The organism is Porphyromonas somerae (assembly GCF_022845615.1).
Classification (GTDB): Bacteria; Bacteroidota; Bacteroidia; order Bacteroidales; family Porphyromonadaceae; genus Porphyromonas_A; species Porphyromonas_A somerae.
This window is the reverse complement of the sequence record NZ_AP025559.1, coordinates 435913-462818: the sequence shown is the minus strand read 5'-3', so window position 1 is coordinate 462818 and position 26906 is coordinate 435913. Positions and strand designations below refer to the sequence as shown.

The following is a 26906-nucleotide window of genomic DNA, read 5'->3' as shown; positions in this document are numbered from 1 at the left end:
AGACGAGTGAAAAAACCAGCTACAATAGGGTCAGAAAGGACCCTTTACAACCGACTGAAATTCAAAGCCATACAAAATCGTTTGCCGAGATGCAACTAAGCAATCGGCGAGTTGCAACTAAGCAATTGCTGAGATGCAACAAAGCAAATGCTTAGTTGCATCTCGATTTTTTCCCTCTCGCATAGAGATTCATAGAGCGCCTCCTAGTGCGATGGTGAGTACTCGAGTCCATCGGTCTGTCCGTCAGCATGAGTTGCTACTTCCATTGCGACGGATTGAAACGATACGTCACTCGTGAAATGCCATGGAATGGTTAGGTAGCAGTGGGACAGTGGAGTGTGATTCGTCTCTTTTTTATTATCTTTGTAGGTAAATACTAGTAAGAGAATTTATATGAATCATATTCGAAATTTCTGTATCATAGCGCATATTGACCACGGCAAGAGCACTTTGGCGGACCGTCTTCTGGAGTATACCAATACAGTGGGGGCCAAGGATGCACAAGATCAATTGCTGGACAGCATGGACTTGGAGCGGGAGCGTGGTATTACAATCAAGAGCCATGCGATACAGATGGACTATAATTATAAAGGGGAACAATATACACTGAACCTTATTGATACTCCGGGGCACGTGGACTTCTCGTATGAGGTGAGCCGTTCGATTGCTGCCTGCGAGGGGGCTCTGCTGATCGTGGATGCTTCGCAAGGGGTACAGGCGCAGACGATCTCCAACCTCTATATGGCTATGGAGCACGACCTGACGATTATCCCGGTGCTGAATAAGATAGACCTCCCGAGTGCTATGCCTGAGGAGATGACGGAGGAGCTGGTCAATCTACTGGGGTGTGACGAGGAGGAGATTATCCGTGCGAGTGGCAAGACGGGTGAAGGGGTGGAGGAGATTTTGGCAGCGATTATCGAACGTATTGACCCACCTAAGGGTGATCCAAAGGCGCCTCTGCAATGCTTGATCTTTGACTCTGTCTTTAACCCTTACCGTGGCATCATTGCCTATTACAAGGTGGTGAATGGCTCGATCAAGACGGGCGACCATGTGAAGTTTGTAGCTACCGGCAAGGAGTACGATGCCGATGAGGTGGGGATCCTCCGACTGGATATGGTGCCTAGAAAGGAGATCAAGACGGGCGATGTAGGCTATATCATCTCGGGGATTAAGACCTCTCGCGAGGTGAAGGTGGGAGATACCATTACCCATGTGGAGGGAGGAGCTAAGGAGGGGATTGCGGGCTTTGAGGAGGTGAAACCGATGGTCTTTGCAGGAGTTTATCCGATTGAGACAGATGAATTTGAAAACCTCCGCACATCGCTGGAGAAGTTGCAGCTGAATGATGCTTCGCTCACCTTTCAGCCAGAGAGCTCTGCCGCCCTTGGCTTTGGCTTTCGCTGTGGTTTCCTAGGGCTGTTGCACATGGAGATTGTGCAGGAGCGACTGGAGAGGGAGTATGATATGAGTGTGATCACGACGGTGCCCAATGTCTCTTATCACGTACATACCAAGAAGGGGCAGAATATTGAGGTGCACAACCCTTCGGGTCTGCCAGATATTGCTGAGATTGACTATATTGAGGAGCCTGTGATACGTGCTTCGGTGATCACCACGACCGACTATATTGGTCCGATAATGACCCTTTGCCTAGGCAAGCGTGGCACGCTGGTGCGACAGGATTATCTCTTTGGCAATCGGGTGGAGCTGATCTACGACCTCCCTTTGGGCGAAATTGTGATCGACTTCTATGACCGTCTGAAGAGTGTCTCACGTGGGTATGCCTCCTTTGACTACCACGTGAATGGATTTCAGCAATCTAAATTGGTGAAGGTGGATATCCTACTCAATGGGGAGTCGGTGGATGCCCTCTCGATACTCACGCACGTGGATAATGCCCAAGGAATGGGTAGGCGGATGTGTGAAAAGCTGAAGGAGCTGATACCACGGCAGCAGTTTGACATCGCTGTGCAAGCAGCTATCGGGGCAAAGATCATTGCCCGTGAGACGATAAAGGCGGTGCGTAAGGATGTGACAGCGAAGTGCTACGGTGGTGATATTTCGCGTAAGCGAAAGCTACTGGAGAAGCAGAAGGAGGGTAAGAAGCGAATGAAGCAGGTAGGCAATGTGGAGGTGCCACAAAAGGCCTTCTTGGCAGTATTGAAACTAGACTAAAGGAGGTGCCTATGAGTGTGGAGCAATACACAACTGCCGCGTATGACTACGGCGATCTGGAGGGGGGCAAGATCCTGAAGACCAAAGGAATTGCTAAGGAGCTGGGGAAAGGGGTCCCTCCCAATAATATTGAGGTGGAGCAGCTGGTGCTGGGTGCCCTTATCCTAGAGCGAGATGCCTTTCCTCTGGTAGGGGAGATCTTGACGCCCGACTGCTTTTATGACACAAAGAACCGCTATGTGTTTGAGGCAATACGTCAGCTAGCACTAGAAGAGAAGCCGATCGATGCACAGACCGTGGTGGAGCAGCTGAAGCTGATGGATAAGCTTTCGGTGACGAATGGCTTGGTCTATGTAGCGGAGCTGGCTTCGCTAGTGAATAGCACGGCTCACCTAGAGTTTCACGCTCGCCTGCTATTTGATAAAAAGATACAGCGCGACCTCATCTCCTTTGGTAATGATGTGATCGGCAATGCCTTTGACGAGACGATTCCAATCACCGACACCATGCAAGATGCCGAGCAACAGCTCTTTGAAATCACCCAAGGGACTGATAGCAATGAGGTGGTGCCTATCGGAGATATTGTGCCAAAGATTATACAAAAGATGAATGACCTCGCCTCGGGAACTGCCGATGCACACGGGGTCCCCTCAGGCTTCCCAGAGATCGATGAGATTACCTTTGGCTGGCACCCTTCGGACTTGGTAATTATTGCGGCACGACCAGCTATGGGAAAGACCGCTTTTGTCCTCTCCATGGCACGCAATATCGCGGTGGAGCACAAAACTCCTGTGGCAATATTTAGCCTAGAGATGAGCGAGGATCAGTTGGCGAACCGACTGGTGGTGAATCATACGGAGATTCCCAATGATGATATCAAGAGGGGCAACCTTACTCCTCAGCAAATGGCCACTCTAGAGCAGAGAATCGGTACCCTCGAGCAGGCACCTCTGTATATTGATGATACGGCGGGGCTATCGGTATTTGACCTCCGAAGTAAAGCGCGTAGATTGGTTCGGCAGAATGGCGTGAAGGTGGTGATTATTGACTACCTCCAGCTGATGACGGCTAGTGGCATCAAAAGCAATGCCAATCGTGAGCAGGAGGTGAGTACCGTATCGCGCTCGCTGAAGCAATTAGCTAAGGAGCTCAATATCACGGTGATTGCCCTCTCGCAGCTTAATCGTGGAGTGGAGAATAGGCCTAAGGAGGGAAAGCGACCTCAGCTCTCCGACCTCCGTGAGTCGGGAGCGATAGAGCAGGATGCCGATATGGTCTGCTTTCTTCACCGCCCCGAGTACTACGGCATTATGGAGGATGAGGAAGGACGGAGCATGAAGGGGATGGCGGAGTTTATCATCGCAAAGCACCGTAATGGTCGCGTAGACACCGTATTGCTACGCTTCATTGATACTATCATCAAGTTTGCAAGTAGCCAAGGGATGCACTTTGCACAGAATGGCACTACTTTTGATAGCAAGATGAACCACCCCTCTACTTCAATGACCCAGGAACAAGACCCTCTAGCTAGTGATGCTCCAAATACAGGCTTCACCATCTAGTTTTTCTCGGGAATATCACTAAAAATAGTTACCTTTGTGAGAGAAAGAAAACCAAAGACCAAAACTAATAAATATTATGGCAGATCTATCCACACTATACGCACAGAAACTGAGGCTAAAGAGCCCTTTTATCGTAGCTAGCTCGGGACTTACTAAGGATATCCGACAGATACAACAGCTGGAGAAGGCAGGGGCAGGAGCCATTGTGCTCAAGTCAATCTTTGAGGAGCAGATAGAGCAGGAGATAACTAAGATGACCGATGAGAGTGTCGGTGGTTATCACGACTCTACGGCAATGGACTACCTTCAGCACTATGTGAAGGGGCACGCACTGAAGACGCATATCGACCTTATTAAGGAGGCGAAACGATGCATTACAGCGCCGATAATTGCTAGTGTCAATGCCTACAAGTCGGATAGCTGGGTGGAGTATGCACAGGAGCTGATTGAGGCTGGTGCCAATGCTCTGGAGTGCAATGTGATGAGGATTGAGAGCAAGGTGGCTCAGCCTTGGGGCGCTTCGGAGGAGGACCTGATTCAAATGGTACGCTCTCTGCGTAAGCAAATGGAGGATACCCCTATCATCATCAAGCTAAGTAAGTACTATACGAATATCATTCGCCTTTGTCGCGACCTTAAGCTCGCAGGGGCTGATGGGGTGGTGCTCTTCAATCGCACCTTCATGCCCGATATTGATATTGAGAAGGAGAAGATCACGGTGGGTTCGGTGCTGAGCCATGAGGGCTCCTATTCCGATACGCTTCGCTATGCAGCACTGGTGCGTGGGGCAGTGCCTGAGCTTTCGATCGCTCTCTCCAATGGGGCAAGAAATGGCGAGGATCTTGTGAAGGGACTCCTTGCAGGAGCTGACGGGGTGCAATTTGCTTCGGCACTTTATAAGGGTGGAGCAGAGGTGATCCGTGAGGCAAATCAATTCCTTTCCGACTGGATGGATCGTAAGCAATACCACCATATCAATGAGTTTAAGGGTAAGCTAGCAGCCACTCGTGTAGACCACGCTACGATGTACCAGAGAAGCCAATTTATGCGCTACTACGCGAGCGAGGATGCCAACCCTACCCAAATAACCGACCTAGGGCGACCAGACTACTCACAACTATAAGATAGAGTACTCCCTATGCCAATCGTGCCAAAGCCCTCTGACTTACTCGGGCAGGAGCATCTAGTAGCACACTTTGCTAGCCAAATAGAGGCTGGTGAATTGCCACATGCGATACTTCTGACGGGGGAAGAGGGAGGAGAGGCCTTTCCGCTCTCCTTGGTATTGGCACAGCAGATCCTATGCGAGGAGCTCACTCCTGAGGGAGCACCTTGTGGCAAGTGCCACTCCTGCCGGCAGATGGCGGAGCTACAGCACCCTGACATCACACTGGTTTTCCCAGTGATTAAGGCTCAGGAAGGGAAGGAGTTTACCTCGGAGATGATGCTGGAGCCATTTAGGGAGTTGATCGGAAAGTACCGCAGGTTCACTACGCTTGAATGGCGAGAGCAACTAGATGCTGGCAATAAGCAGCCTCAGATAATGGTGGCTGAGGCGGAGCGATTAATTCACAACACCTCGCTCCGCTCTTTTAAGAGTCAGTATCAGGTGATCCTTATTTGGCAACCCGAGACGATGCGTACCGAGACGGCCAATAAGCTACTGAAGCTCCTCGAAGAACCGCCAAAGGGAGTGGTATTCATTATGGTTTCGCATAGTCCTCACCGACTTCTACCGACCATCATCAGCCGGTTGCAGAAGGTAGCGGTACCTAAGATACCCGATTCTATGCTTATTGAATACCTAGTGCAGAAAGAGTCCGCCACTGACGATGAAGCAAGTGAGCTCGCTCATTTGGCACAGGGCAACCTCTACAAAGCCTTACAGCTAAAAGAGGGGAATGGGCTATTCAAAGGTCAGTTGGAGGCATTGCAGTTTCTACAACTACCACTTCAAAGGCACCCCAAACCACTTTTGGCAGCTGCCCAAGAGTATGCCAAGAAGGATCGCCCTGAAGTGATTGCACTACTTGATTCTCTGCCCAAGTTGCTACGAGAGTTATTGGCACTGCGATATGGCTCGGACGATGTGGTCTTCCTTCCAAGTAAAATAGTGGATGAGGCAAAAGTGGTTTCGATGGCTCTACCATTGGAGAAATACACCAGAGTAATGGACGAACTGACTGACGCTAAGCTAGAGATTCTACAAAATGGCAACGTGACGATGGTCCTCTTTGACCTCCTCCTCACGCTCACCCGGATATATCAAAAATAAGTATTTATAAAACGTTATGAAAAGAATTTCACTACTCATCATTGCTCTCCTTGCCTTCAGCATGGGGGTTTCGGCTCAAAGTAAGACGAAGGTAGCCTATCACGGACGAGGGCTCACCATTAAAGGAACTAAAGGATTTAAGCTCAAGGTGTCCAACACCTACACTCTGGATGGAGTTGCCTTTGCACCAACATTTGATGCTTCCCAAGCAACATTGGACAACCAACCATTTGAGATAAGGCCAAATATTTCCTTTACCAACCTCCAAACCAACCTGTCAGGAGACTTCTCTAAGCGGTGGGGCTTTGAGTTTCATATCAATTATGCTCAAAACAAGATCAACCTCCTCAATATGCTCCTCGACTATCGCTTCAATGACAACCTGAAGTTGCGCATGGGGCAGATGAAGGTGCCAGGGCCAATGAGCCAAAACTACGGAACGGGTACCGCTATGAATGTAGCTACTCCAATGGGGCTCTCAATGGCTTCGGCTCGCCGCTTGGGTTTGGGGCTATTTTACAATACAGGTCGCCTCTACTCCGCTATAGGAGCTTACTCCATCAACCTCAATGAGTATGCTGGTAGCTCTCTACCCAAACGACCTGAAGTAGGTGTGGCAGGGCGCTTTACCTACAATGTACTCAATAATCGCCATCAAAAGCTTCTACTTGGCACCAATATCTATTGGATGCGGATGCTGAATGGTGAATTCAATCAGTCGGGTGCCATAGGCATTGAGACGCTAGCCTCCACTGCTCGCTTCATCAGGTATTACCACTCCAATGCCACTAGCCAACTCAATTATGGGCTAGAGCTAGCTTATCAAAACCGCAATTTCCTATTGACCGCTGAAGGACTCGGAACCAACTTCTTCAGAAGCTCCGACCTCGCTACGCCACAATATGCAGGGTGGAACGTACGTGCGAGCTATACCGTTCTCGGCAATCCTCGCAGATACAATGCCTCTATGGCCGACTTCTCTGGTTCGCCATACAATGGCAAGCAGGCACTTGAGATAGGGGTGCGCAGCTCGGGTATTTACTACAATGATCATGAGGGGATTGAGGCTTTAGCAGGCTACAGTGTCGGTGCCTTTGCCAATTATTGGACCACCTCTCATCTCTGCTTTTCGCTACTCGCCAATTATATTGACCATCATAAGGACTTTAAGAGCAACTATACCATTAGCGACCCGAATAGCTTTAAGGGGCTAGACTTTATGGTGTTCCAAGGTCGCGTGACCATACTATTCTAATGGCCATACTACAAGTAGACAATCTCTCCAAAAGCTTCGGCGTACTGAAGCTATTTGAAGGGCTCAACTTCTCAATTGAAAAGGGACAGAAGGTGGGTCTTATCGCACCAAATGGTGCGGGTAAGACTACCCTTCTCCGCATATTGGTAGGACTAGAACCTTCCGACTCGGGCGAAGTAATCACCCAGAGAGACCTCAAGATTGCCTACCTACCACAGCGGAGCGACTTCACCACCTACCCCGATATCCTCACCGCCAGCCTGAGTGGCATTGCTCCAGAGCTACGAGAGGTGATCGTGGAGTACGAGGCAGCGGTCGAAGGCGGTGATACCGACCAAATCAATCGGGCGATAGCACGGATGGATCAGCTAGATGGCTGGAGTATAGAGCAGGAGCTACAGGCTCTCCTCTCCCAGCTCAATCTAGGCAGTCCACACCGTAGCACCCAAGGGCTATCGGGAGGGGAAAGCAAGCGGATTGCCCTCGCCTCCGTCCTCCTAAGGCAACCCGATATTTTCATCCTTGATGAGCCAACCAACCACCTCGACCCTAGCACCGTGGAGTGGCTGGAGCAGTACCTAGCCACCTCCAATGCAGCACTCTTGATGGTGACACACGACCGCTACTTCCTCGATCAGGTATGCGACACCATCATAGAGATGGATGGTGGGCAAATCTATAGCTACGAAGGGAATTACACCCTCTACCTACAGAAGCGAGCAGAGCGACTAGAGCAACTGGAGAGCGAACAAGCCACTCTACGCAATCGCTACCGTACCGAGCTAGAGTGGATGCGCCGAATGCCTCAAGCCCGAGGGACAAAGGCAAAGTATCGCAAAGATGCTTTCCACGAACTCAAAGGGCAACTCACCCATATTCAGCACCACCAAGGGCCTCAGCTCGATAGCCAATCGGTCTATATCGGAAAGAAGATATTTGAGGCAGAGCACATCAGCAAAAGCTATGGTGAGCGTCCTATTATCAAGGACTTCTCCTACAACTTCGCCCGCCGTGATCGTGTAGGTGTTATCGGTCCAAATGGGGCAGGCAAGACCACCTTGATACGACTGATTATGCAAGAGATTGAGCCAACATCGGGCACCATAGAGGTAGGTGAGACGGTTCGCTTTGGCTATTTCTCTCAGATTCCTCCCACCTTTCCCGAAGGCAAGAAGGTGATAGAGGTGGTCACTGATATTGCGGAGCACGTAGTGGGTAGAAGCGGAGCCGAACATACCGCTATGCAACTCTTGAATCGCTTCTTATTTCCACCAAAGCGACAGCAAGACTATGTCTCGCTCCTTAGTGGAGGCGAACGGCGAAGACTCCAACTCTGCACCGTGCTGATGCAGCATCCCAACTTTCTAGTCCTCGATGAGCCAACCAACGACCTTGATATCCCCACTCTACAAGTGCTGGAAGAGTACCTAGTTCAGTTTGATGGTTGCCTACTTGTAGTCTCCCACGACCGCTACTTTATGGATCGTATCACGGAGCACCTCTTTGTGCTAGAGGGGGATGGCACGGTTAGGGACTTCCCTGGCAATTACACCGATTATCGCCTGCAGAAAAAGGAAAGCCCCAAGGTAGAAAGCTCCACAAAGCAAGAAAAAGAGCCGGCCACTAAGCGACCTCCGAGAGAGAAAAAGGCGAAGCTCTCCTACAAGGAGCAACGAGAGTTAGAGCAGCTGACGGAGCAACTCCCGCTACTCGAAAAGCAACTCCAAGAGATTGAGACCACCATGAATAGCGGCACCTCCACTCCACAAGAGTTGGTAGAGCTGGCCGAGCAATACAGCACCACTAAAGAGACCCTCGACTCAGCCGAACTGCGATGGCTTGAACTCTCTGAGATCGAAGGGTAAATATAGCCATTCTCCCCACCCTCCATACACATATCAACAGGTCAGCAACGCAATAGTTAAGTTAATATGAGTGCAGTCCGCCAGCAATTGCTAGGCGGACTGCACTCATATTATATAAGGGAGTGATTAGTTACCCCTTAGTCATCTCCTTAGGAGTACCCGTAGTATTTTCAAGCAAGGCAGAGACATTGCGCCCATTGATCTCCTGGAATACCGAGAGCTCAAAGACATTTATCACTGCTAGAAGGTGGTCAAAGATATCACTTTGGATACCCTCATACTCTACCCACGCAGTAGTGTTGGTAAAGAAGTAAAGCTCCAAAGGCAATCCTTGGGCCGTAGGTTGCTGCTGACGCACCATACAGGTAAATGTCTTATGCACATTAGCATGATTCTTCAGATAAAGCTCAATGTATCTACGGTAAAGGCCCACATTAGTGAGCGAACGACGATCATACGAGTTTTCAAGTCCCTTAGCTTTATTATCTGCTGTAATCTCAGCCAACGCCGTTTCAATATAGTCGTTAAGCAGTGGTGAAGTACGTAGCTTCTCTATAAGTCGGTCACTCGCATACTTGATGCTCTGCATATCTACATAGATAGAGCGCTTCACACGCCTACCGCCAGCCTCCTGCATAGGTCGCCAATTTTGTACTGCCTCAGTAAGCATACTATAGGGTGGTACGGTGGAGACCGTCATATCAAAGTTTCGCACCTTGATCGTAGCTAGTGAAATGTCTATCACATCGCCATCTACCCCAAACTTAGGCACCGTGATCCAGTCTCCCACACGAATCATATCATTGCTAGAGAGCTGAATACTTGCCACAAAGCCTAGGATGGTATCCTTGAAGACCAACATCAGTACAGCAGAAAGAGCAGTAAGACCAGCACCAATCGCCGTCATATCAATCTTAAAGAGCACTGAGATGATCAGCAATATAGCGATAAAGTAGACGATGCCCTTAAAGACCTGAAAGAGGTTAATAAAGGGACTATTGCCATACTTTGGTGACTGAATCATGCTGCGACGACCCGCGTCCAAAAGCTGGGCTATCAGCTGAGCCACCATCCAAGTCACTGCTACACTACAGAGAGCCTTCAGAATATTGTACCATACAGAAGGCTCCTGCCACACCACTACTAGCAAGCTAGAAAGGATAGAAATGGAGACAATCGATATCAGCTTCTGAATAATTTTGGTATTAATAGTGCGCTCCCCTTTGAGGAAAGAAACGCGCTCCATCAATCGGGGAACGGTGCGAACAAATAGCAAACGTAGTAAGAACCACAGCAGGACTACAAAACCAAGGACAATCCCTAGGCTTAGGAGGTCGTGCATAAAGGTACCATCCTCCAACCCTGGATTAATGGCATTCACAATCTTATCTAGTAGCACCCGCACATCATTCATCGGGTACAGCTTCTCTACTATCGCCTCATCAATTGTTTCTGGGTGCGTCAGCATCGTTTCAGTTGTTTCGGTCATAACTTCTTATATCTTATTTCAAATTCTCTACTGCTATTGGTAGTAATATCATCTTTCAAAATAGTATCCTCTATCAGCATTTGGATAGGCCGGTCAAAGCTATCCAGCAGATAGGAGATATGTGACTGTCTATGATAGTTTGGCCCAGATACCGACATTGTACGGAGGAAGTGTCGGCTTCGTGTTCCCATTACATAGTTACACATCATCTCCTCACCAAACCCCTTCACAAAGAGGTTGATATCAGGGAATAGGTAGTTCTCCTTATCTCTATAATAGGTCATCTTTTCACGTGTTTCCCCACCATAGGAGATCCCATCAAGGTTGCCCTCACTCCAATACATCTTAGTAGCAGCATCGCCCGAGGTAAGCTGCGACAGCTCAGCTCCATTGATAGTAGCATCCCATCGCTCCTCCTTACCATTCTTAGAGCGTCGTACTATAGAGGTTACCACATCATAGCTATTAAGGAAGATCGAGACGATCTCCTCTGGATACTCATTATCATTGAGATAGCGACAGACCTCCACATAATCCTCCAAGAATTCAAAAGTTAGGTGATTCTCCGAAAAGATAGCTCCATACTTATCTAGTGACTGTTGAGTAGCTATTTTGCATCGTTCCTCATCATCCCAGTCAAAGAGCCACCGCTCCGACTTCATCCCGTCAGTAATCACTAGTACCTGATCAATAAGAGGGGAGTAATTGCCCTTCAAAGCTTGGTATTTACGGAGATACTGTCGGGCCAAGTAGGTCCCTAGAGCGACACCCGCTCCTACGCCTAGTAGTTTTGCTACATTTATCTTGCCCATAATTATTATTTACCTATATATAAGTCATTCTCAATTACGTATAGCAAATATACAAAATTAATAGTAATTGCCTTTCACAGAACAATAAATACCTCAGGGTTACGTATTAGAAAGAGACTTAGAAGCGTCAGTTGCACGAATGATCATTTACAAGTTGTAGAGGATAATGGAGTAAGGACCTCGGTAGAGGTCCCTCTTAAATAGGCACAGGTCGGAGGGGCGTTAGCCCCGAACGACCTGTGTGCAAGAGCATATTCACCACCTGATTGACCCCGGCTGAGGGGTCAGACCTAGAGATAGGGTTGTCCGACCCCTCGGCCGGGGTCGCAAGGGTGTGTGGTACCTCTTTATACACAGGTCTTCGGCACTGCGTGCCTTGACCTGTGCCTATTTAGCACGGAACTCTCCGAGGTCCTTACTCCATTATCCTTAATAGTTTGAATATCATCATTCGTGCAACAGGCTCAAAGTGGTCAAAAGTTTAGTTGCAACTAAGCAATTGCTTTGTTGCAACTCGGCATTTGCTTAGTTGCAACTCGTCGATCGCTTAGTTGCAACTCAGTTTTCGCTTTCTTATTACTCTGAATATCAGCTTATTATAAATGGGCTTTTTAGCCATTACTTTCTCCTATTTTATAGAGTCATTAACTTATGAATATACTCCTAATGCGTAACCCCTGATAAATACCTAAAAGTAGTGACTCAAATCTTAGAGTTATCTAGTAGATTTGTAGCATTAATTTTTTTGTGCGTCGGAAGTTAGCTAGCCGATGCACCATAACTAATGATACTTAAAACCAGATGAGAAAAGTAAAGCTTATTAGTCCAGTATGGTGGCTCTCTATGATCGCCACCCTACTGCTAATATCCCCTGCCATTGCAGCTGAACCAGAGAGCAACCAGCAATCCACCGATGCCAATATCATAGGCCACGTACTCGATAAAAAGAGCCGTGAGCACCTCATCGGCATCATCATCAAAATAAAGCATAGCCCTTATGGTGCCACCACCGATGCATCGGGGCACTACTTCCTTCGCAACCTCAAGCCCAACACCTACACTATAGAGGTATCAGGCGTTGGGTATAAGAGCGAGCAACGGACAGTGAAGGTAGCTCCCGGAAAGACACTCGAGGTGAACTTTGAGCTAGAGGAAGATGTCTTTGACCTCAACGAGGTAGTCGTCACCTCCAATCGTCAGCAGACCCTTCGCCGCTACGCCCCCACACTGGTCAGCGTGATTGATGACAAAGTCTTCAAAGTGGCGAATGCGGTGAGCCTATCACAAGGACTCACCTTCCAACCAGGCATTAGGGTGGAGAACAATTGTCAGAATTGTGGCTTCAGCCAAGTGCGCATCAATGGTCTTGACGGACGCTTCTCCCAGATACTGATTGATAGCCGCCCAGTCTTCAGTGCACTCGCTGGAGTCTACGGACTGGAGCAATTACCAATGAATATGATAGAGCGCGTAGAGGTAGTTAGAGGTGGTGGCTCTGCACTATACGGCTCGAGCGCCATCGCAGGAGTGATCAATATCATCACTCAGGCACCTGTAGCCAATAGCTATAGCTTCTTCAATAATCTCACCCTCACAGGGATGAAAGATCCCGACCACACTCTAGGCTTCAACGCCTCTATTGTAGGTGCCGACGGACGTATCGGTGCAGTGGTCTTCGGACAAGCTAGAGACCGCAAGCCGTGGGATAAAGATGGAGATGGCTTTAGTGAGTTAGGCAAACTTCGCTCACGCTCCCTCGGCACCGTCGGACATATTCGGTTCTCAGAGTTTGATAAGATGAGTGCCGAGATCCATGCGCTACAGGAATACCGTAGGGGTGGCGACCGAATGGACCTCCCCGTTCACGCTGCTGCAGTAACAGAGCAGACCGATCATACCATCTACAGCGGACAGCTCAAGTACAGTCATCAATCGTTTGACCTCCGTCACCACCTTCAGCTATTCGTGTCGGGTCAGGTCGTAAGACGCCAGAGCTACTACGGTGGTATCGGTGAAGAGAATGTAGGGAAGCTTGGCTTCATTCCCAAAGAAGAATTTGGCGTCAACTTCGGGAACACCCATGGAGACACCTATTTAGCCGGGCTACAATACAATTACGATTGGGACCACTTCCCCATCGCCCCCGCTAAAATCCTACTCGGTGCAGAATACGCCTATGACCACCTCAAGGATACGATGCCGATTCGCTCCTGGGAGCTTGATAACACAGGCAATGCCTCTCTCTACCCAACTGTAGAGCAAAAGATCCACAACTGGAGCCAAATAGCACAGCTGGAGTGGGGCAATGAGGCGTGGAGCGTGCTGCTAGGTGCCAGACTAGATGAGCACTCTGCCGTACGCAATAGCAAGGGAGCGATCAAGCCGATCCTCAGCCCACGTGCCACCCTTCGCTACAATCCTTCCGATCAAGTCAATCTTCGACTGAGCTACGCCCAAGGATTCCGTGCCCCTCAGCTCTTCGATGAAGATCTGCATGTAAGCATCGTGGGTGGAGAGTCGCAAAGGGTATTTAATAACCCCGACCTCAACCCAGAGTACAGCCATAGTCTTAGCCTAAGTGCCGACACCTATTTTAGCCTAGGGTCAGCCCAAGCCAACCTACTCGTAGAGGGTTTCTACACCCGTCTGGTAGGTGCTTTTACCACTGAAGAGCGATCGGACCAATCCAAAGATGGGTTCAAGATGTACGAGCGCATCAATGGTTCGGATGCCCAGGTATACGGCACCAACCTTGAGGGAAAAATCAAGTGGAAAAAGCTCAGCCTACAAGCTGGCATCACACTAGCAAAGAGCCAGTGGGACGAAGCTCAGGAATGGGGCATCCGCACCGCCCTACTCGGTGAGACAGCGGAGACTGCCAAAGAGATCAACACTTTAGAGGATCATGGACCAAGTGCCCTTGCTGGATTCAATCCGAATGGAGACGAGATAGGACTCAATAGCAAGGAGATGCTACGCACGCCCAATATCTACGGCTACTTCACTGCTACCTACAGCCCCATCTCCAAACTAAATATCTCCTGCACCCTCAATTATACTGGGCAGATGTACACTCCGCACGTTGTCACGGTAGGACAAAAAGCAGCTATTATCGACCGCGAGCTAGTAGCCACTGGCAAGCGTCCCGACACCTCAAAGCTAGAGCAGGCACCACGCTGGGATCGCCTAGAGCATACCCCACGCTTCTTCGACCTTGGCACAAAGATCAGCTACGACTTCCCTATCTTCAACACCTCTTGCATTGAGGTCTATGTAGGGATGAACAACATTCTGAATGCCTTCCAAAACGACTTCGACCTAGGAGGCAATCGCGATAGTGCCTATATATATGGTCCTACCCTTCCACGGTCCATCTACACAGGCCTCAAGATAGAGATCTAAAAAAGGAGTAACGCCACCAGCACTACCCTAACCCCTTATCTGCCGAATTAATCTCTCTCCACAGATTTTTTCAAGCAAAGGGTTTGTAGGTTTCAAATTTTGTGGTATCTTTGCCACACGAAACTAACAAAGGGTAGTTCGGGCGTGAAATTCTTCCATAGCTCAGTTGGTTAGAGCATCTGACTGTTAATCAGAGGGTCCTTGGTTCAAGTCCAAGTGGAAGAGCATCTTTTATTAGGAAGAAAGGGGTGAGAAAGAGCGTTTTTTGATTCTTCCATAGCTCAGTTGGTTAGAGCATCTGACTGTTAATCAGAGGGTCCTTGGTTCAAGTCCAAGTGGAAGAGCAAGAGAGGTGACGAAGTGTAGCGACACTTTGTCACCTCTTTCTTTTTACCCCAAGCCAACTACTGACAGACCACTACCGAATTTGTCACCCAGTGGCAGCAGAATGACATTGGCACGCTTATTTCATAATACCTAATACTGAATGAAGACAATTGAATGTATAACTTATAAACTTAAGTAGTAGATATGACTATCAAACCATTGGCAGATAGGGTACTTGTGGTACCTGCTGAGGCAGAAGAGAAGACAGCAAGTGGGATTATCATCCCCGATACAGCGAAGGAGAAACCTCTACAGGGTGTCGTAAAGGCAACTGGCGAGGGGACGAAGGATGAGAAGATGCTCCTCAAGGAGGGCGACCGTGTACTCTACGGTAAGTATGCCGGCACTGAGCTAGAGCTAGAGGGTACTAAGTACATCATGATGCGCCAGAGCGACGTACTTGCAGTGATAGAGAAGTAATTTCAATGAATCTATAAAAACAACAGAAAGATATATGGCTAAGCAAATAAAGTTTGAGACCGAAGCTAGAGACCTGCTCAAGAGCGGTGTTGACCAGCTAGCAAATGCAGTAAAAGTAACCCTTGGCCCAAAGGGTCGTAACGTGATCATCGACAAGAAGTTCGGTGCCCCTCATATCACCAAGGATGGTGTCTCTGTAGCTCGTGAGATAGAGCTTGAGGATCCATTTGAGAATATGGGTGCCCAGCTGGTAAAGGAAGTGGCTAGCAAGACCAATGACGATGCCGGTGATGGTACCACCACAGCCACCGTTTTGGCACAGAGCATCGTAAATGTAGGGATCAAGAACCTCGCTGCCGGTGCTAGCCCAATGGAGCTAAAGCGTGGTATCGACAAAGCGGTAGCTACCGTAGTCGCTTCACTCCGTGAGCAGAGCAAGGAGATAGGTGACGACCTAGCTAAGATTGAGCACGTAGCTAAGATCTCTGCCAATGGCGATGAGACCATCGGTAAGCTGATTGCCGAGGCGATGGAAAAGGTGAAGAAAGAGGGCGTTATCACCGTAGAGGAGGCAAAGGGTATGGAGACTACCGTAGAGGTAGTGGAGGGTATGCAGTTCGATAAGGGCTACATCTCACCATACTTCGCTACCAATACCGAGAAGATGCTCGTGGAGTTTGAGAACCCCTACATCCTTATTTACGATAAGAAGATCAGCACCCTCAAGGAGATTCTACATATCCTAGAGGAGGTAGTGCAGACTGGTCGTGGCCTACTGCTCATCGCAGAGGATATCGAGAGCGAGGCACTCGCTACGCTAGTAGTTAACCGCCTGCGTGGTTCACTCAAGGTAGCTGCTGTCAAGGCTCCTGGCTTTGGCGACCGTCGTAAAGCGATGCTCGAGGATATTGCTATCCTTACTGGCGGTACCGTTATCTCCGAGGAGACTGGCCTCAGCCTAGAGGCTGCTACCATGGAGATGCTTGGTTCGGCTGAGAAGGTAACCATTGATAAGGATCACACTACCATCGTGAATGGCGGTGGTGCCAAGGAGAATATCGAGGCACGTGTACAGGTGATCAAGAACCAAATCGAGGCTTCTACCTCCGACTACGACAAGGAAAAGCTACAGGAGCGTCTGGCTAAGCTAGCCGGCGGTGTAGCTGTCCTCTATGTAGGTGCACCTAGCGAGGTAGAGATGAAGGAGAAGAAGGACCGCGTAGAGGATGCTCTCAGTGCTACCCGTGCAGCTATCGAAGAGGGTACCGTACCTGGTGGTGGCGTTGCTTATATCCGTGCTACCAAGGCTCTTGAGGGGCTGAAAGGCGAGACCGATGATGAGCAGACCGGTATCGATATCATTCGTCGTGCCATCGAGGAGCCACTTCGTCAGATCCTAGCCAACGCTGGCAAGGAGGGCGCCGTAGTGGTACAGAAGCTCAAGGATGGCGAAGGCGACTTTGGATACAATGCTCGCACCGACAAGTACGAGCACCTCACCGAGACTGGTGTCATCGACCCAACCAAGGTGGCTCGTGTAGCCCTTGAGAATGCAGCTAGCATCGCTGGTATGTTCTTAACTACAGAGTGTGTCATCACCGACCTCCCTGAGAAGAACGCCCCAGCAATGCCAACCCCCGACATGGGCGGCATGATGTAAGCTGAAACCCTAATACAACCAAAGAGAGCTAGACAGACAATCGTCTGCCTAGCTCTCTTTTTTTATAGTAGCATCGCTTCCCCTGCCCGACCCGTCCGACTTGTCCGACTTGTCCGACTTGTCCGACTTGTCCGACCCGTCCGATTAGGCACCCACTCACAAAGAAAGCATCCGACAGGGTGCTTTTGTCCGATTAGGCACCAGGCGAGCAATCATTCAATCCACAGTTGCGAACCCCTGCGATAGACACGATACTCCAAGAGCGGATATTTCCCAGGGCCAGCAACAGGGTGTGCCAATCCCAATGCCAAGTCATAGACCGTATGGCACTCCGCACACTCCGCTATCACCACCCCCTTTGCACTATTCAGCGATGGCACCACAGCCGCCTCCGTTGGCCAGCAATAGGGGCAAGCAAGGTCATAGGCAGCATACTGCTCCCCCACCCCATGCACCACCACTACTCCCATATAGCCTAGTCGCTCTCCATGGTAGAGAGGTTGCTCATAGAGCATATAGCTATAAGGCTCTAGCAGGGCTCGCCCTTCATGGTCAAGCGACACCCTCAGGGCAATAGGCAGACGACGAAGCGGATGCTCCGCCTCTAGCTCCATCCCCTGCTCCCCACACGAGAAAAGGGCAAAGAGCAATACGAAGAGCGACATCCATCTTCGCACCACCAACCTCCCCACTGCTTCAGTAGTGATTAAAGACCAATCTTAGAGAAGTCCACCATCTCCAAGAGATCTGCCACCTTTTCAAGTCCCTTAGTGATCTTACCCTTCACCATACCACCAAGGAATGGAGGGATCGACACTTCTACTTGTATCTGTGCCAAGGTCTTATCCGCACCTTCTTCAGAGAGATTAAGCTGTAGAGCAAGTGGCACTGGAGACTTAAAGGATTCATACTTCACTAGATTGGGTGCTACCTCTTCTATCTTCTTAAGGCCTATCTGACCCAGTGCAGGGGCAAAGAAAGTGATCTGCTCATCACTGATCTCAATCTTATACTCAGCCACCTTGTCCCCAGCCTTATCAATAATGGGCTGTAGGTTAGTTGGCTTAGAGACCAAACCATAGAGGGTCTGGATATCTTTTTTTATCTCAATCGGTCTACTGGTATATACATTCATACTATAATACTATTACTTAATTACTTACCCCAATTGGCAGGGTCCTTACGCCACTCCCGCAGCATCTCCAAATCATCGTGAGAGATATAGTGGCTCGCCACTGCCTCCTCAATCACTGCGTCGTAACAACTGAGGGTCCGTAGCGTCACACCCGCCTCCTCAAAAGCCTCCTCGGCCTTCTGCAGACCATGCGTGTAGATCGCCACCATGCCCAGCACTTCGCAGCCAAACTCACGGAGAGCCTCCACTGCCTTAAGACTACTGCCACCAGTGCTCACTAAGTCCTCAACCACTACCACCTTATCAGTAGGGAGAATACGACCCTCAATCTGATTGCCCATACCATGGTCCTTCGCCTTCGAGCGAATATAGCTAAAAGGCAATTCCATCACATCGGCCACCAAAGCCCCTTGAGCAATGGCACCAGTCGCCACACCGCTAATAGCTGTCACCTCAGGGAAATGGGTGCGGATCGTCTCCGACAATGCCTTCTTGATGTAGGTGCGTGCTTCAGGGTCAGAGAGCGTCACACGGTTATCGCAATATATAGGACTTTTCCAGCCCGATGCCCACGTAAATGGAGCTTTAGGACTTAGCTTCACCGCCTCCAATCTCAAGAGGTGCCGAGCGGTCACCTTAGATATATCATTCATAAAATCATTGTGCTAAAAAGTTAATTCACTCATCTCCAAAGGTACACAAAAACCAGCAAACTACAGACCTCACAAGAGAATGTTGCACGAAGTTTTGTGGCAAATAAAAAGGACCTCGGTGGGAGGTCCTTTTTATTTAGGCTTTGGTAGCCTTAGAATCTAAACGTGAGGTTGGCAACGAAGCTACCTCTGGTCTCTTTGAGGTCACCGCCCTTAACTGCAATAAAGGATTTCTCAGGGTCTTTAGGGTCGGTCCAACCAGTAAAGGGATAAGCTCTCTCCTTGCGAATCTCGTGCACATAGGCGAGGTCGAGTGTAGTACTTCTTCCTATATTAAATCCTATACCGCCAGTGATGGCTTGGTAGTTACGAGGCAGGACAAAGTCGGCAATCATACCGCTAGCAGGATACTCGTAGTCTAGTCCACCCTCAGCCTCCTTCTTAAGAGGCTCAGACTTAAGTGGATTGCCAGTATAAGCGTAGCCAGTGCGTAGAGAGAGCCAATTGATTGGTCTTACCTCTAGCCCAACTCGATGGGTTAGCTCTGCCCCATAATCCTCCTTGATGAAGTCTGAAACGCCACTCACTCCAGCACCGCTAAGCAGTATCTTGGAGTGACCAAGATTGCGGTATTGGAAGTCGTAAGAGACCATTCCATACTTTGAGAGGAACGCCATAGCACTTATGGTTAGCTTCCCTGGAGTGATCATGGCATAGTCACTTCTATACTCATCAGTAGGGAAGGTGTAGTAGCGGTCATCAGGGTTTTTAATGCCATTGTGCCAGCTAGCTACGGTGCCTGAGTACAGCTCTTTATATTGAGCATACTGAGGCGTTAAGTAGGAGATACCTATACGACCATAGTCGCCAATGGCCATCAAAAAACCTAAGTTGAGAGCTATAGAGCTACCAGTAACATCAAGGCTAGTGCCATACTCCAAGTAACTATTATTATTGTCTTTCCTATCATCAAAATCCTCGCGAAGCATTGAAGCACGACTGTAGGTCATAGTTCCAAGTCTCAATGCGGCCCCAAAGAAGTATCTATCATTTAGATTCATACCGAGGTTGAAGTCGGTATAGTTGCGATGCCCACGCTCGCTGACATTGAGATTGCTACTTCTTATTTTCCAAGGGATGAGCGTCTCTTTGTCGTTAAACTTTGTGTTGTATCCTTGGCTTATGATGTTGCCCGTTGCATTGTCTTTCACCTCGGCAAACTCAATGATATCTCCATTTAAGGCAAGTGCCACCATAGGGTTGACATTGGACTGAAATGGATCATAGGTCTTTGTCCTGATGTAGGCTTCTTTCCCTAAGCCCAAATAGTTAGCCTTACCTGATATGAGATCTGTAATGCTAAACCTAGGGGCAAAGGAGTTCATCTCATAGTCCCTTTTATAATTGTATTCCCGCCCATAGGATATACCATAATTGAGCTTTAGGTAGTTATCGCCATTAGTTGGAATATGATACCCACGGCTGAAGTATGAGATGTTATTCAGTGCTGAGAGGCCTAGAGTGCGACCAATGGTCTGATCACCTGTAGTTACCGAGCTATTGTCTGTTCCAAAGTCCATACCTATCCCAAATGTGGAGCGAGATAGCAAGGCCAAGCCAGCAGGGTTGGTATAAACTGCTCCAGCATCGGCTCCGATGGCACCTGCTGCACCACCAATCGCTTTGGTTCGTGCGGTCCCAGTTACTCCGTTCTGGACATTGCGATATGCATCTGATGAGGCTTGCCCCCAAAGATTGGAGGTGCCTATTAGCGTAGTTGCTAGGAGTAATAAGTAGAATCTATATGTATATTTCATTGGTATACCTTTCTATTAGTAAAGGGTTATTGATACTTATCTCTGGCGCCCTGTAGTAGTGCGAGTGGTACCACTGCTTGATGAGCTACTGCTGCTACTAGTGCTTCTCGATGGTGAGCTGTAGGAGCCACTGCTGCGGGTAGGTGCAGAGTAGGTGCTATTTCTATCGTAGCTAGAATTGCGATTAGCTGCATTTCTATCCCAGCGACTCGTTCGGTTGTTGCTATTGTAGCCTCGATTGTTGTATCTATTGTTATTGCGGTTAGCGTTTTCGTAATTGCTGAAGCTACGGGTACTGCGGTCGTAGTAGCCCGAGCCCTCTACTGTGCGGCTTGAGTTGCCAAGGGCACGTCCGTAGATAGCATTGTGGGAGGTTCTATCATAGTACCTACCTGTGCTTCTGCCATAGCTAGAGCGAGGAGTGCTGTAGTATCTATCCCGACGACCATCGTATCGGCCATCGCTGTAGCCATTCCAATAGCTATTGGCATAGCCTCCATAGTAACCACCGTAGTAGTCGCCATAGTAGCCACCCCAGCCGGCGTAGAAGCCACCCCAAGGACGTCTGTAGCCCCAGTAGTATCTAGAGCCTCCATAGTACCAAGGGTCGTACCAATAGCTACTCCATGGGTCATACCAACTGTAGTAGCCATAGTAGTAAGGGGCACCCCAGCGTCCATAGCCGTAGTAATCCCAAGTGGATCTCCATGGAGCCCCTTGGTTGATGATGATATTGACCCCACTATTCCAATCTCTACCGTAGTAGCTATTGGTCCAAGGGTCGTAGTAGTCGTAGCTATCTAGCACATAGACTTGCTGTACATTTTGGAGGACTATCCTATCCTCATTCGGACGGTCGAAACGGCGTATCCGATTGCTGTACTTACCGCCCTTTCTTGCTCGGGCGTCGGTAGTGCCATCAAGTTGGTCTAGATTTTCCTCCATCTCCTCGATGGTTACCTTCATATCTCTCCGATTATACCAATCCTTGACATCTTCTTGATATTCGGCACGTGCCTTTTCTCTTCTAGCCATTTCGGCGGCACGTTTCTCCTCCATTCTCTTCTGAAGGGCTGCTTTTTCGGCTGCCTCCTTTTTCCGCAACTCCCTAGCTCTCGAAGGGGTAAGGTAGGCATCGTCTTGTGCGCTGGCACCAATCGAAACCATAGGCGAAGCGATAAAGAGCAGTAAGAGCCCTCTTGCTAATAAGTCAAACCTCTTCATAATATTTCCTCCTATTGTAAATCTGTTCTAAACTTGCTTATTAATGTCAATTGCTACACGCAAGATACCATTATTTTGTAATCCTATAAACACTTTGACCGCTTTTATGTATTCTTAAGGGTCTTTTTCTGTTCTTATGACTCATATATATAGTGGTTGGTTTAATCCAAAGGTAGAGTTCCCCTTTTCTTTTCTCATACATTAATGAGTGAAAATAGAAATGAGTAGCTCCACCCTCCCCTTTAATTGTGGCAAATTGAAGTATAATTTGTACCTTAGCATACAATTAGTTGGTGACGCTGGTAAATTCAGGAGAGATGAAGAGGTATAAGGAATTGGATAAGTTGGTCTCATTGGACCTACTACTAGAGAGGCTAGCAGAGCTACCTCACGACCTTTCGGATAAGGAGCTTCAGGATTTAGTCCCTATCCTGCAATCGTTCGAGCTGGAGACAAGAGGGGAGATGGATCGCTTTGGCTTACCACTGCTCTCGCAAAAGCTACTGACCTCCATAGCACTTGCCGAGGAGGTTGGTGTTGGTGGTGCCAGCATCATTGCATTACTTCTACAGCTACCAGTGCAGAGAGGTGCTGTGAAAGAATCACGAGTGCGAGAACTTTTTGGAGAGGATGTGCTACACCTTGTTGAGCTTCTGCAGAAGGTGGGTGACCTTTACTCCAAGAGCACAGTGATAACGAGTGACAACTTTAGTCACTTTCTCCTCTCTTTCGCCGAGGATGTGAGGATCATTTTGATCCTTATTGCCGACCGTTTGGTGCAATTGAGACTCGCCGATAAGCACCTTGATGCCGAAGGACAAGCCGACCTCAGCATTGAGGTCTCCTTTTTATTCGCACCTTTGGCTCACCGACTGGGGCTTTACAGTATCAAGAGTGAGATGGAGGATATGTGCTTGAAGTACACCGATAGAAGCACCTACAACTTTATCAAAGATAAACTAGCAGAGACCAAGCGGTCGCGTGATGCCTATATCGCTAAGTTTATAGAGCCTGTAGAGAAGGCTCTGAAGGCGGTGGGCTTGAAGTTTTCTATTAAGGGACGAACAAAGTCCATCTCATCGATCCGCAATAAACTGGTGAAGCAAAAGATAGAGTTTGAAGCGATCTACGACCTCTTTGCCATCCGGGTGATACTCGACGCTCCTCTTGAGGAAGAGCGGAGCCAATGCTGGAAAGCTTACTCTATTATCACCGATATGTTTCAGCCCAATCCTAAGCGACTAAAGGATTGGCTCTCCATACCCAAGAGCAATGGGTATGAGAGCCTCCATATCACCGTGATGGGTCCAGAGCAGAAGTGGGTAGAGGTACAGATCCGCACCGAGCGTATGGATGAAATCGCTGAGAAGGGGCTGGCAGCTCACTGGCGGTACAAGGGGGTGAAGAGTGAAACGGGGCTAGATGACTTTATGACCAGTGTGCGACAAGCGATGGAAAATAAGTCGGCAAGCCCCGAGGAGCTGATCCAAAACTTTAGGATGAACCTCTACGATGAGGAGATCTATGTCTTTACCCCAAAGGGAGACTTGGTGAAGCTCCCTAAGGGGGCAACCGTGCTCGACTTTGCCTATGCTATCCATAGCGGGTTGGGGGCGAAGACGGTCTCTGCCCAGGTCAATGGGCGGAATGTAAGTATTCGGCAACCCCTCAATAATGGCGATACCGTCTCGGTCAATACCTCCTCCAACCAAACACCGAGTGCCGATTGGCTCCGATTTGTGGTGACCAGTAAAGCACGCTCCAAGATCCGCCAAGCTCTACGAGTGGAGTCGGAGCGAGCCATCGCGATCACCAAAGAGGAGATGCATCGACGTATGCGCAATCGCAAGCTGGAGTATGATGAGGCACTATTCGTCCGCCTTTTGAAGAAAAAGGGGTTTAAGGTGACGAGTGAATTCTTTCACGAGGTAAATGAAGGGAGGATAGACCTCAATGTTTTCCTTGATGAGTACAAGCAGGCTCAGGAGGCACCTTCGCAAGGGAGTGATGAGGGTCCCTTATCAGCTGATAAATACATTGCCCGTACAGAGGCTGAGAAGATAGTGGAAGAGGATGACAATATTCTGACCATTGATAATGGCATCTCGGGCGTCGATTACCAGCTATCCAAGTGCTGTAACCCGATTTATGGCGACCGGATCTTTGCCTTTGTCTCTCGCTCGGGAATAAAGATTCATCGTATGGACTGCCCCAATGCCCTAGATATGTTTAATCGTTTCGGATATCGAATCCTCAAGGCACGATGGAAGGGAGATGCTAGACAGGGAGTGGAGATTGTGCTGAGAGTGGTAGGGCACGACAACCTGAGCATTGTGCATTCGGTGGTCAATCAAGTAGCAACGGTAGAGGGAGTGACTCTCCGAGACTACAGCATTAAGTCGGCCGATGGACTCTTTCAAGCTCTGCTTAATCTGCACCTCCATAATCCTTCTCAGGTGAATACTCTCCTCAAAACAGTGCGAGAGGTGAGTGGGGTCAAGAGCGTGGAGCGTCTATAACTGAGACTGTTGCACGAAGGCAATCTGCTACGTTGCTTTCGGGATTCAGGCTAGGTCACATACGTGAAGAGGCGGGAGAACACCTAGGTGCACTCCCGCCTCTTTTATAAAGGTTGCACGACATGTGGCTAGTACTGACTACCAGCTGGCATCATACCACCTAGTCCACCTAGTCCGCCCATGCCACCCATGCTGGTGTTCATGCCACCTTGATCGCCTGCGCCACTTCTCCGCTTTTTCAGCTCTTCTTCACGCTCTTTGTTGCGGTCTTTCCGCTCCGTTGCCTTCGGTTTATTTTTGATCATCTCCTTTGGCTTTTGCTGGTCTATAGGTGTAGTGAGTGGAGTAAAGGTTTCAGTGACCTTCCAATTCTTCATCACCTCCAGTATCTTAGGCATATAGTAGACCTGCTCAGGCTGAATGCTATCGCGGTAGCTACCTGGATCCCACTGTCCATTACCATTGCTATCAATGATCAGTCGGAAGGCATACTTCTGCGGCTTTAGGTCGGCAAATAGTATCTTCGACTGGTCGGTGACAATGGTGCGAATAGGCTTATCATCTGTGCTTAGTAGTTCGCCAATAAAGGGACCCTCAACGCCCGAAATATCAATAGTGAGCTGTGCAAACTCCTCCTTGGGCTGTGTCTTAAAAGCATCAACGGCAGTCTCGGCAAGGTGATGTCCATAGACATCAACAAACTTAGCACTATCCACGTAGAGCTCGTACGAGGTATTGTATTGCAAGCGAGCCTTAATCATACCGCTAGTAGCACGATCGGGAAGCATCCAGATAGAGTCTATAGGCAGAGGCTTAAGGATACTGTCATTGGCATTGAATAGCTCAAAGGCCTTAAAGGCAGTAGTATCAATAGGCAGTGAGGTGTGGAAGAGTATGGAGTCGTTGACCCCTCCATCGCCCTTGTGCTCTATCCTGATGGTCAGCTTAGACTTTTTGTCCTTTTCTTTCGTCTCCTCCTTTTCCTCTTTAGTCTCTTTTTTTGGCGGTTTAGGGAGATTCAGTTTTAGGGTATCGCTCACCTGAGTAGGCAAGTTGAGACTATCTACCGATTGGTAACTAACTACAAACTGATTAATTCCTTTCCAGTGTGGGTCGGTGAAGAAGGCAGTGGCCTCGTGCTTCTCCTGATTGAGATCGTAAATAGGCGGAGTGCCCTCTACCTCCCTGAGTAGGGAGTCTTTTAGCTCCAAGGCCTTGACCTCAATCCCCTCCTTTGGAAGCAGGTTGAAAGTGAGCTTTATCTGCATTGAATCGGGACGCTCACGCTTGCTGATATATCGCCGTGGTGTCTGTGGCTCGTAGTACATGAGCACCAAGTCATCAGGCAGATAGCGGGTGTAGGGTACTGTCTTAATGGTATCAATCGTGAGGCTATCCACCCAAAGAGTATCTTGCCGTGTGCTTGCCATACTGGTAGTGGTGATGAGGCTATCAAGGAAAGCAATCCCCTCCGTAGGCATATCGTGTCGGTAGTTGCCGTCGCTCTCCTTGAGTGCGTAGACCCGATACTTGCCCTCTTTGATATTTCGCATCACAAACTGTGCTCTATCGCCCGTGCGACTCATGCGGAGAAGGGTAGTATCGGTAAAGGCATTCCAACCAGCACTATCTGACTGTATTCCGACCAATAGGCCTTGCATCGGCTCATGGTTACGGATATTGAGTACCTTACCCGAGATCTCCATGGTATCAATTTCATTGCCAGTACTAAAGGCGTAAGAAAAGTTTTCAAGAGGATTCCCTTCGTTATTATCCACAATGGCATCGGTAAAGTCAATGGTGTAGGTGGTATTGGGTATTAAATCGTCTTCCAAGGCAACGGTGACCCGCTTTCCAACCGCCATAATCTTTGGTTGCTGGAGCTGTGGTGGGGAAATGATTACCTTGCTAGAGACATCTTTTATCTGTACGTACTCGTCAAAGGTAAGCACCACCTTCTTTTTAGTCACATTGAGCGCCTTATCCTCGGGCTTGGCGCCAACTAGTTTTGGCGGCGTAACATCGTATGGGCCTCCATCGGGAGCCACACGATTGGCACACCCATAGAGCATCCCTATGAGGAGTAGAAGCGGGGTGAGGACCAGTTGGACGGTCCGAATACTATCTTTATTCATATCATTATCAAACAGAATACGATACAAAATTAGTCAATTCCGAGCAATTGGGAGGGGTATTAAGGAGAGATTGCTATTTTTTGTCTCATAATCCTGATTCGCAGGGCTACGCATT

At 48.9% G+C, this 26906-nt stretch carries 18 protein-coding genes and 2 tRNA genes; 12 read left to right on the top strand and 8 right to left on the bottom strand.

The window, feature by feature from the left end; translation table 11 throughout:
- Nucleotides 1-393 precede the first annotated feature (393 nt).
- From lepA to MWL85_RS01995, 6 genes are all read left to right on the top strand, one after another.
- Nucleotides 394-2181 carry a translation elongation factor 4 gene (gene lepA, locus MWL85_RS02020; protein WP_244401224.1) on the top strand — a complete coding sequence of 596 codons (1788 nt, stop codon included), beginning with the start codon at nt 394-396 and terminating at the stop codon, nt 2179-2181.
- 11 nt (nt 2182-2192) lie between these two features.
- Nucleotides 2193-3743, top strand: a complete 1551-nt coding sequence (dnaB, locus tag MWL85_RS02015; RefSeq protein ID WP_018028605.1) for a replicative DNA helicase — start codon at nt 2193-2195, stop codon at nt 3741-3743.
- 76 nt (nt 3744-3819) lie between these two features.
- Nucleotides 3820-4866 carry a dihydroorotate dehydrogenase-like protein gene (locus tag MWL85_RS02010; RefSeq protein WP_070706588.1) on the top strand — a complete coding sequence of 349 codons (1047 nt, stop codon included), beginning with the start codon at nt 3820-3822 and terminating at the stop codon, nt 4864-4866.
- Between the two features lie 15 nt (nt 4867-4881).
- Nucleotides 4882-6018, top strand: coding sequence for a DNA polymerase III subunit (locus tag MWL85_RS02005; protein ID WP_244401223.1), 1137 nt, complete (start codon nt 4882-4884; stop codon nt 6016-6018).
- Between the two features lie 16 nt (nt 6019-6034).
- Complete coding sequence (locus MWL85_RS02000; RefSeq protein ID WP_244401222.1) at nt 6035-7273, top strand: porin; 1239 nt, start codon at nt 6035-6037, stop codon at nt 7271-7273.
- A complete protein-coding gene (locus tag MWL85_RS01995) occupies nt 7273-9138 on the top strand; it encodes an ABC-F family ATP-binding cassette domain-containing protein (RefSeq protein ID WP_244401221.1) in 1866 nt (621 codons plus the stop codon). The genes MWL85_RS02000 and MWL85_RS01995 overlap by 1 nt, the downstream gene beginning before the upstream one ends.
- A 130-nt stretch (nt 9139-9268) precedes the next feature.
- Here MWL85_RS01995 and MWL85_RS01990 read toward each other — a convergent pair whose 3' ends face one another.
- Both MWL85_RS01990 and MWL85_RS01985 read right to left on the bottom strand, forming a co-directional pair.
- On the bottom strand, nt 9269-10627 hold the full coding sequence (locus MWL85_RS01990; RefSeq protein WP_018028610.1) for a mechanosensitive ion channel family protein: 1359 nt from the start codon (nt 10625-10627) through the stop codon (nt 9269-9271).
- The gene (locus tag MWL85_RS01985) at nt 10624-11439 is read right to left on the bottom strand and encodes a hypothetical protein (RefSeq protein WP_021903242.1); all 816 of its coding nucleotides are present in this window, start codon (nt 11437-11439) and stop codon (nt 10624-10626) included. Before MWL85_RS01985 ends, MWL85_RS01990 begins: the two co-directional genes overlap by 4 nt.
- A gap of 801 nt (nt 11440-12240) precedes the next feature.
- Here MWL85_RS01985 and MWL85_RS01980 point away from each other — a divergent pair.
- From MWL85_RS01980 to groL, 5 genes are all read left to right on the top strand, one after another.
- Complete coding sequence (locus MWL85_RS01980) at nt 12241-14841, top strand: TonB-dependent receptor (protein ID WP_244401220.1); 2601 nt, start codon at nt 12241-12243, stop codon at nt 14839-14841.
- A 151-nt stretch (nt 14842-14992) separates the two neighbouring features.
- A tRNA-Asn gene (locus MWL85_RS01975) sits at nt 14993-15066 on the top strand.
- A 45-nt stretch (nt 15067-15111) separates the two neighbouring features.
- Nucleotides 15112-15185 (top strand) — tRNA-Asn (locus MWL85_RS01970).
- A gap of 187 nt (nt 15186-15372) precedes the next feature.
- Nucleotides 15373-15648: a co-chaperone GroES gene (locus MWL85_RS01965; protein WP_018029242.1), complete on the top strand. Its 276-nt coding sequence runs from the start codon at nt 15373-15375 to the stop codon at nt 15646-15648.
- A gap of 34 nt (nt 15649-15682) precedes the next feature.
- Nucleotides 15683-17308, top strand: a complete 1626-nt coding sequence (groL, locus tag MWL85_RS01960; protein WP_018029241.1) for a chaperonin GroEL — start codon at nt 15683-15685, stop codon at nt 17306-17308.
- A gap of 212 nt (nt 17309-17520) precedes the next feature.
- Here the strand turns inward: groL and MWL85_RS01955 are convergent, their stop codons facing one another.
- The 5 genes from MWL85_RS01955 to MWL85_RS01935 form a co-directional block, all read right to left on the bottom strand.
- On the bottom strand, nt 17521-17985 hold the full coding sequence (locus tag MWL85_RS01955; protein WP_244401219.1) for a hypothetical protein: 465 nt from the start codon (nt 17983-17985) through the stop codon (nt 17521-17523).
- Between the two features lie 29 nt (nt 17986-18014).
- Nucleotides 18015-18443 carry a hypothetical protein gene (locus tag MWL85_RS01950; RefSeq protein WP_018029239.1) on the bottom strand — a complete coding sequence of 143 codons (429 nt, stop codon included), beginning with the start codon at nt 18441-18443 and terminating at the stop codon, nt 18015-18017.
- A 20-nt stretch (nt 18444-18463) separates the two neighbouring features.
- The gene (gene pyrE / locus MWL85_RS01945) at nt 18464-19096 is read right to left on the bottom strand and encodes an orotate phosphoribosyltransferase (protein ID WP_317221527.1); all 633 of its coding nucleotides are present in this window, start codon (nt 19094-19096) and stop codon (nt 18464-18466) included.
- A gap of 152 nt (nt 19097-19248) precedes the next feature.
- Nucleotides 19249-20913, bottom strand: a complete 1665-nt coding sequence (locus MWL85_RS01940) for a hypothetical protein (RefSeq protein ID WP_244401218.1) — start codon at nt 20911-20913, stop codon at nt 19249-19251.
- Between the two features lie 36 nt (nt 20914-20949).
- Complete coding sequence (locus MWL85_RS01935; protein ID WP_244401217.1) at nt 20950-22137, bottom strand: hypothetical protein; 1188 nt, start codon at nt 22135-22137, stop codon at nt 20950-20952.
- A gap of 317 nt (nt 22138-22454) precedes the next feature.
- Between MWL85_RS01935 and MWL85_RS01930 the strand changes: the two genes are divergently transcribed.
- The gene (locus MWL85_RS01930) at nt 22455-24656 is read left to right on the top strand and encodes a RelA/SpoT family protein (protein WP_244401216.1); all 2202 of its coding nucleotides are present in this window, start codon (nt 22455-22457) and stop codon (nt 24654-24656) included.
- Nucleotides 24657-24784: 128 nt separating this feature from the next.
- Here the strand turns inward: MWL85_RS01930 and MWL85_RS01925 are convergent, their stop codons facing one another.
- Complete coding sequence (locus MWL85_RS01925; protein WP_244401215.1) at nt 24785-26791, bottom strand: Ig-like domain-containing protein; 2007 nt, start codon at nt 26789-26791, stop codon at nt 24785-24787.
- Nucleotides 26792-26906: the final 115 nt, after the last annotated feature.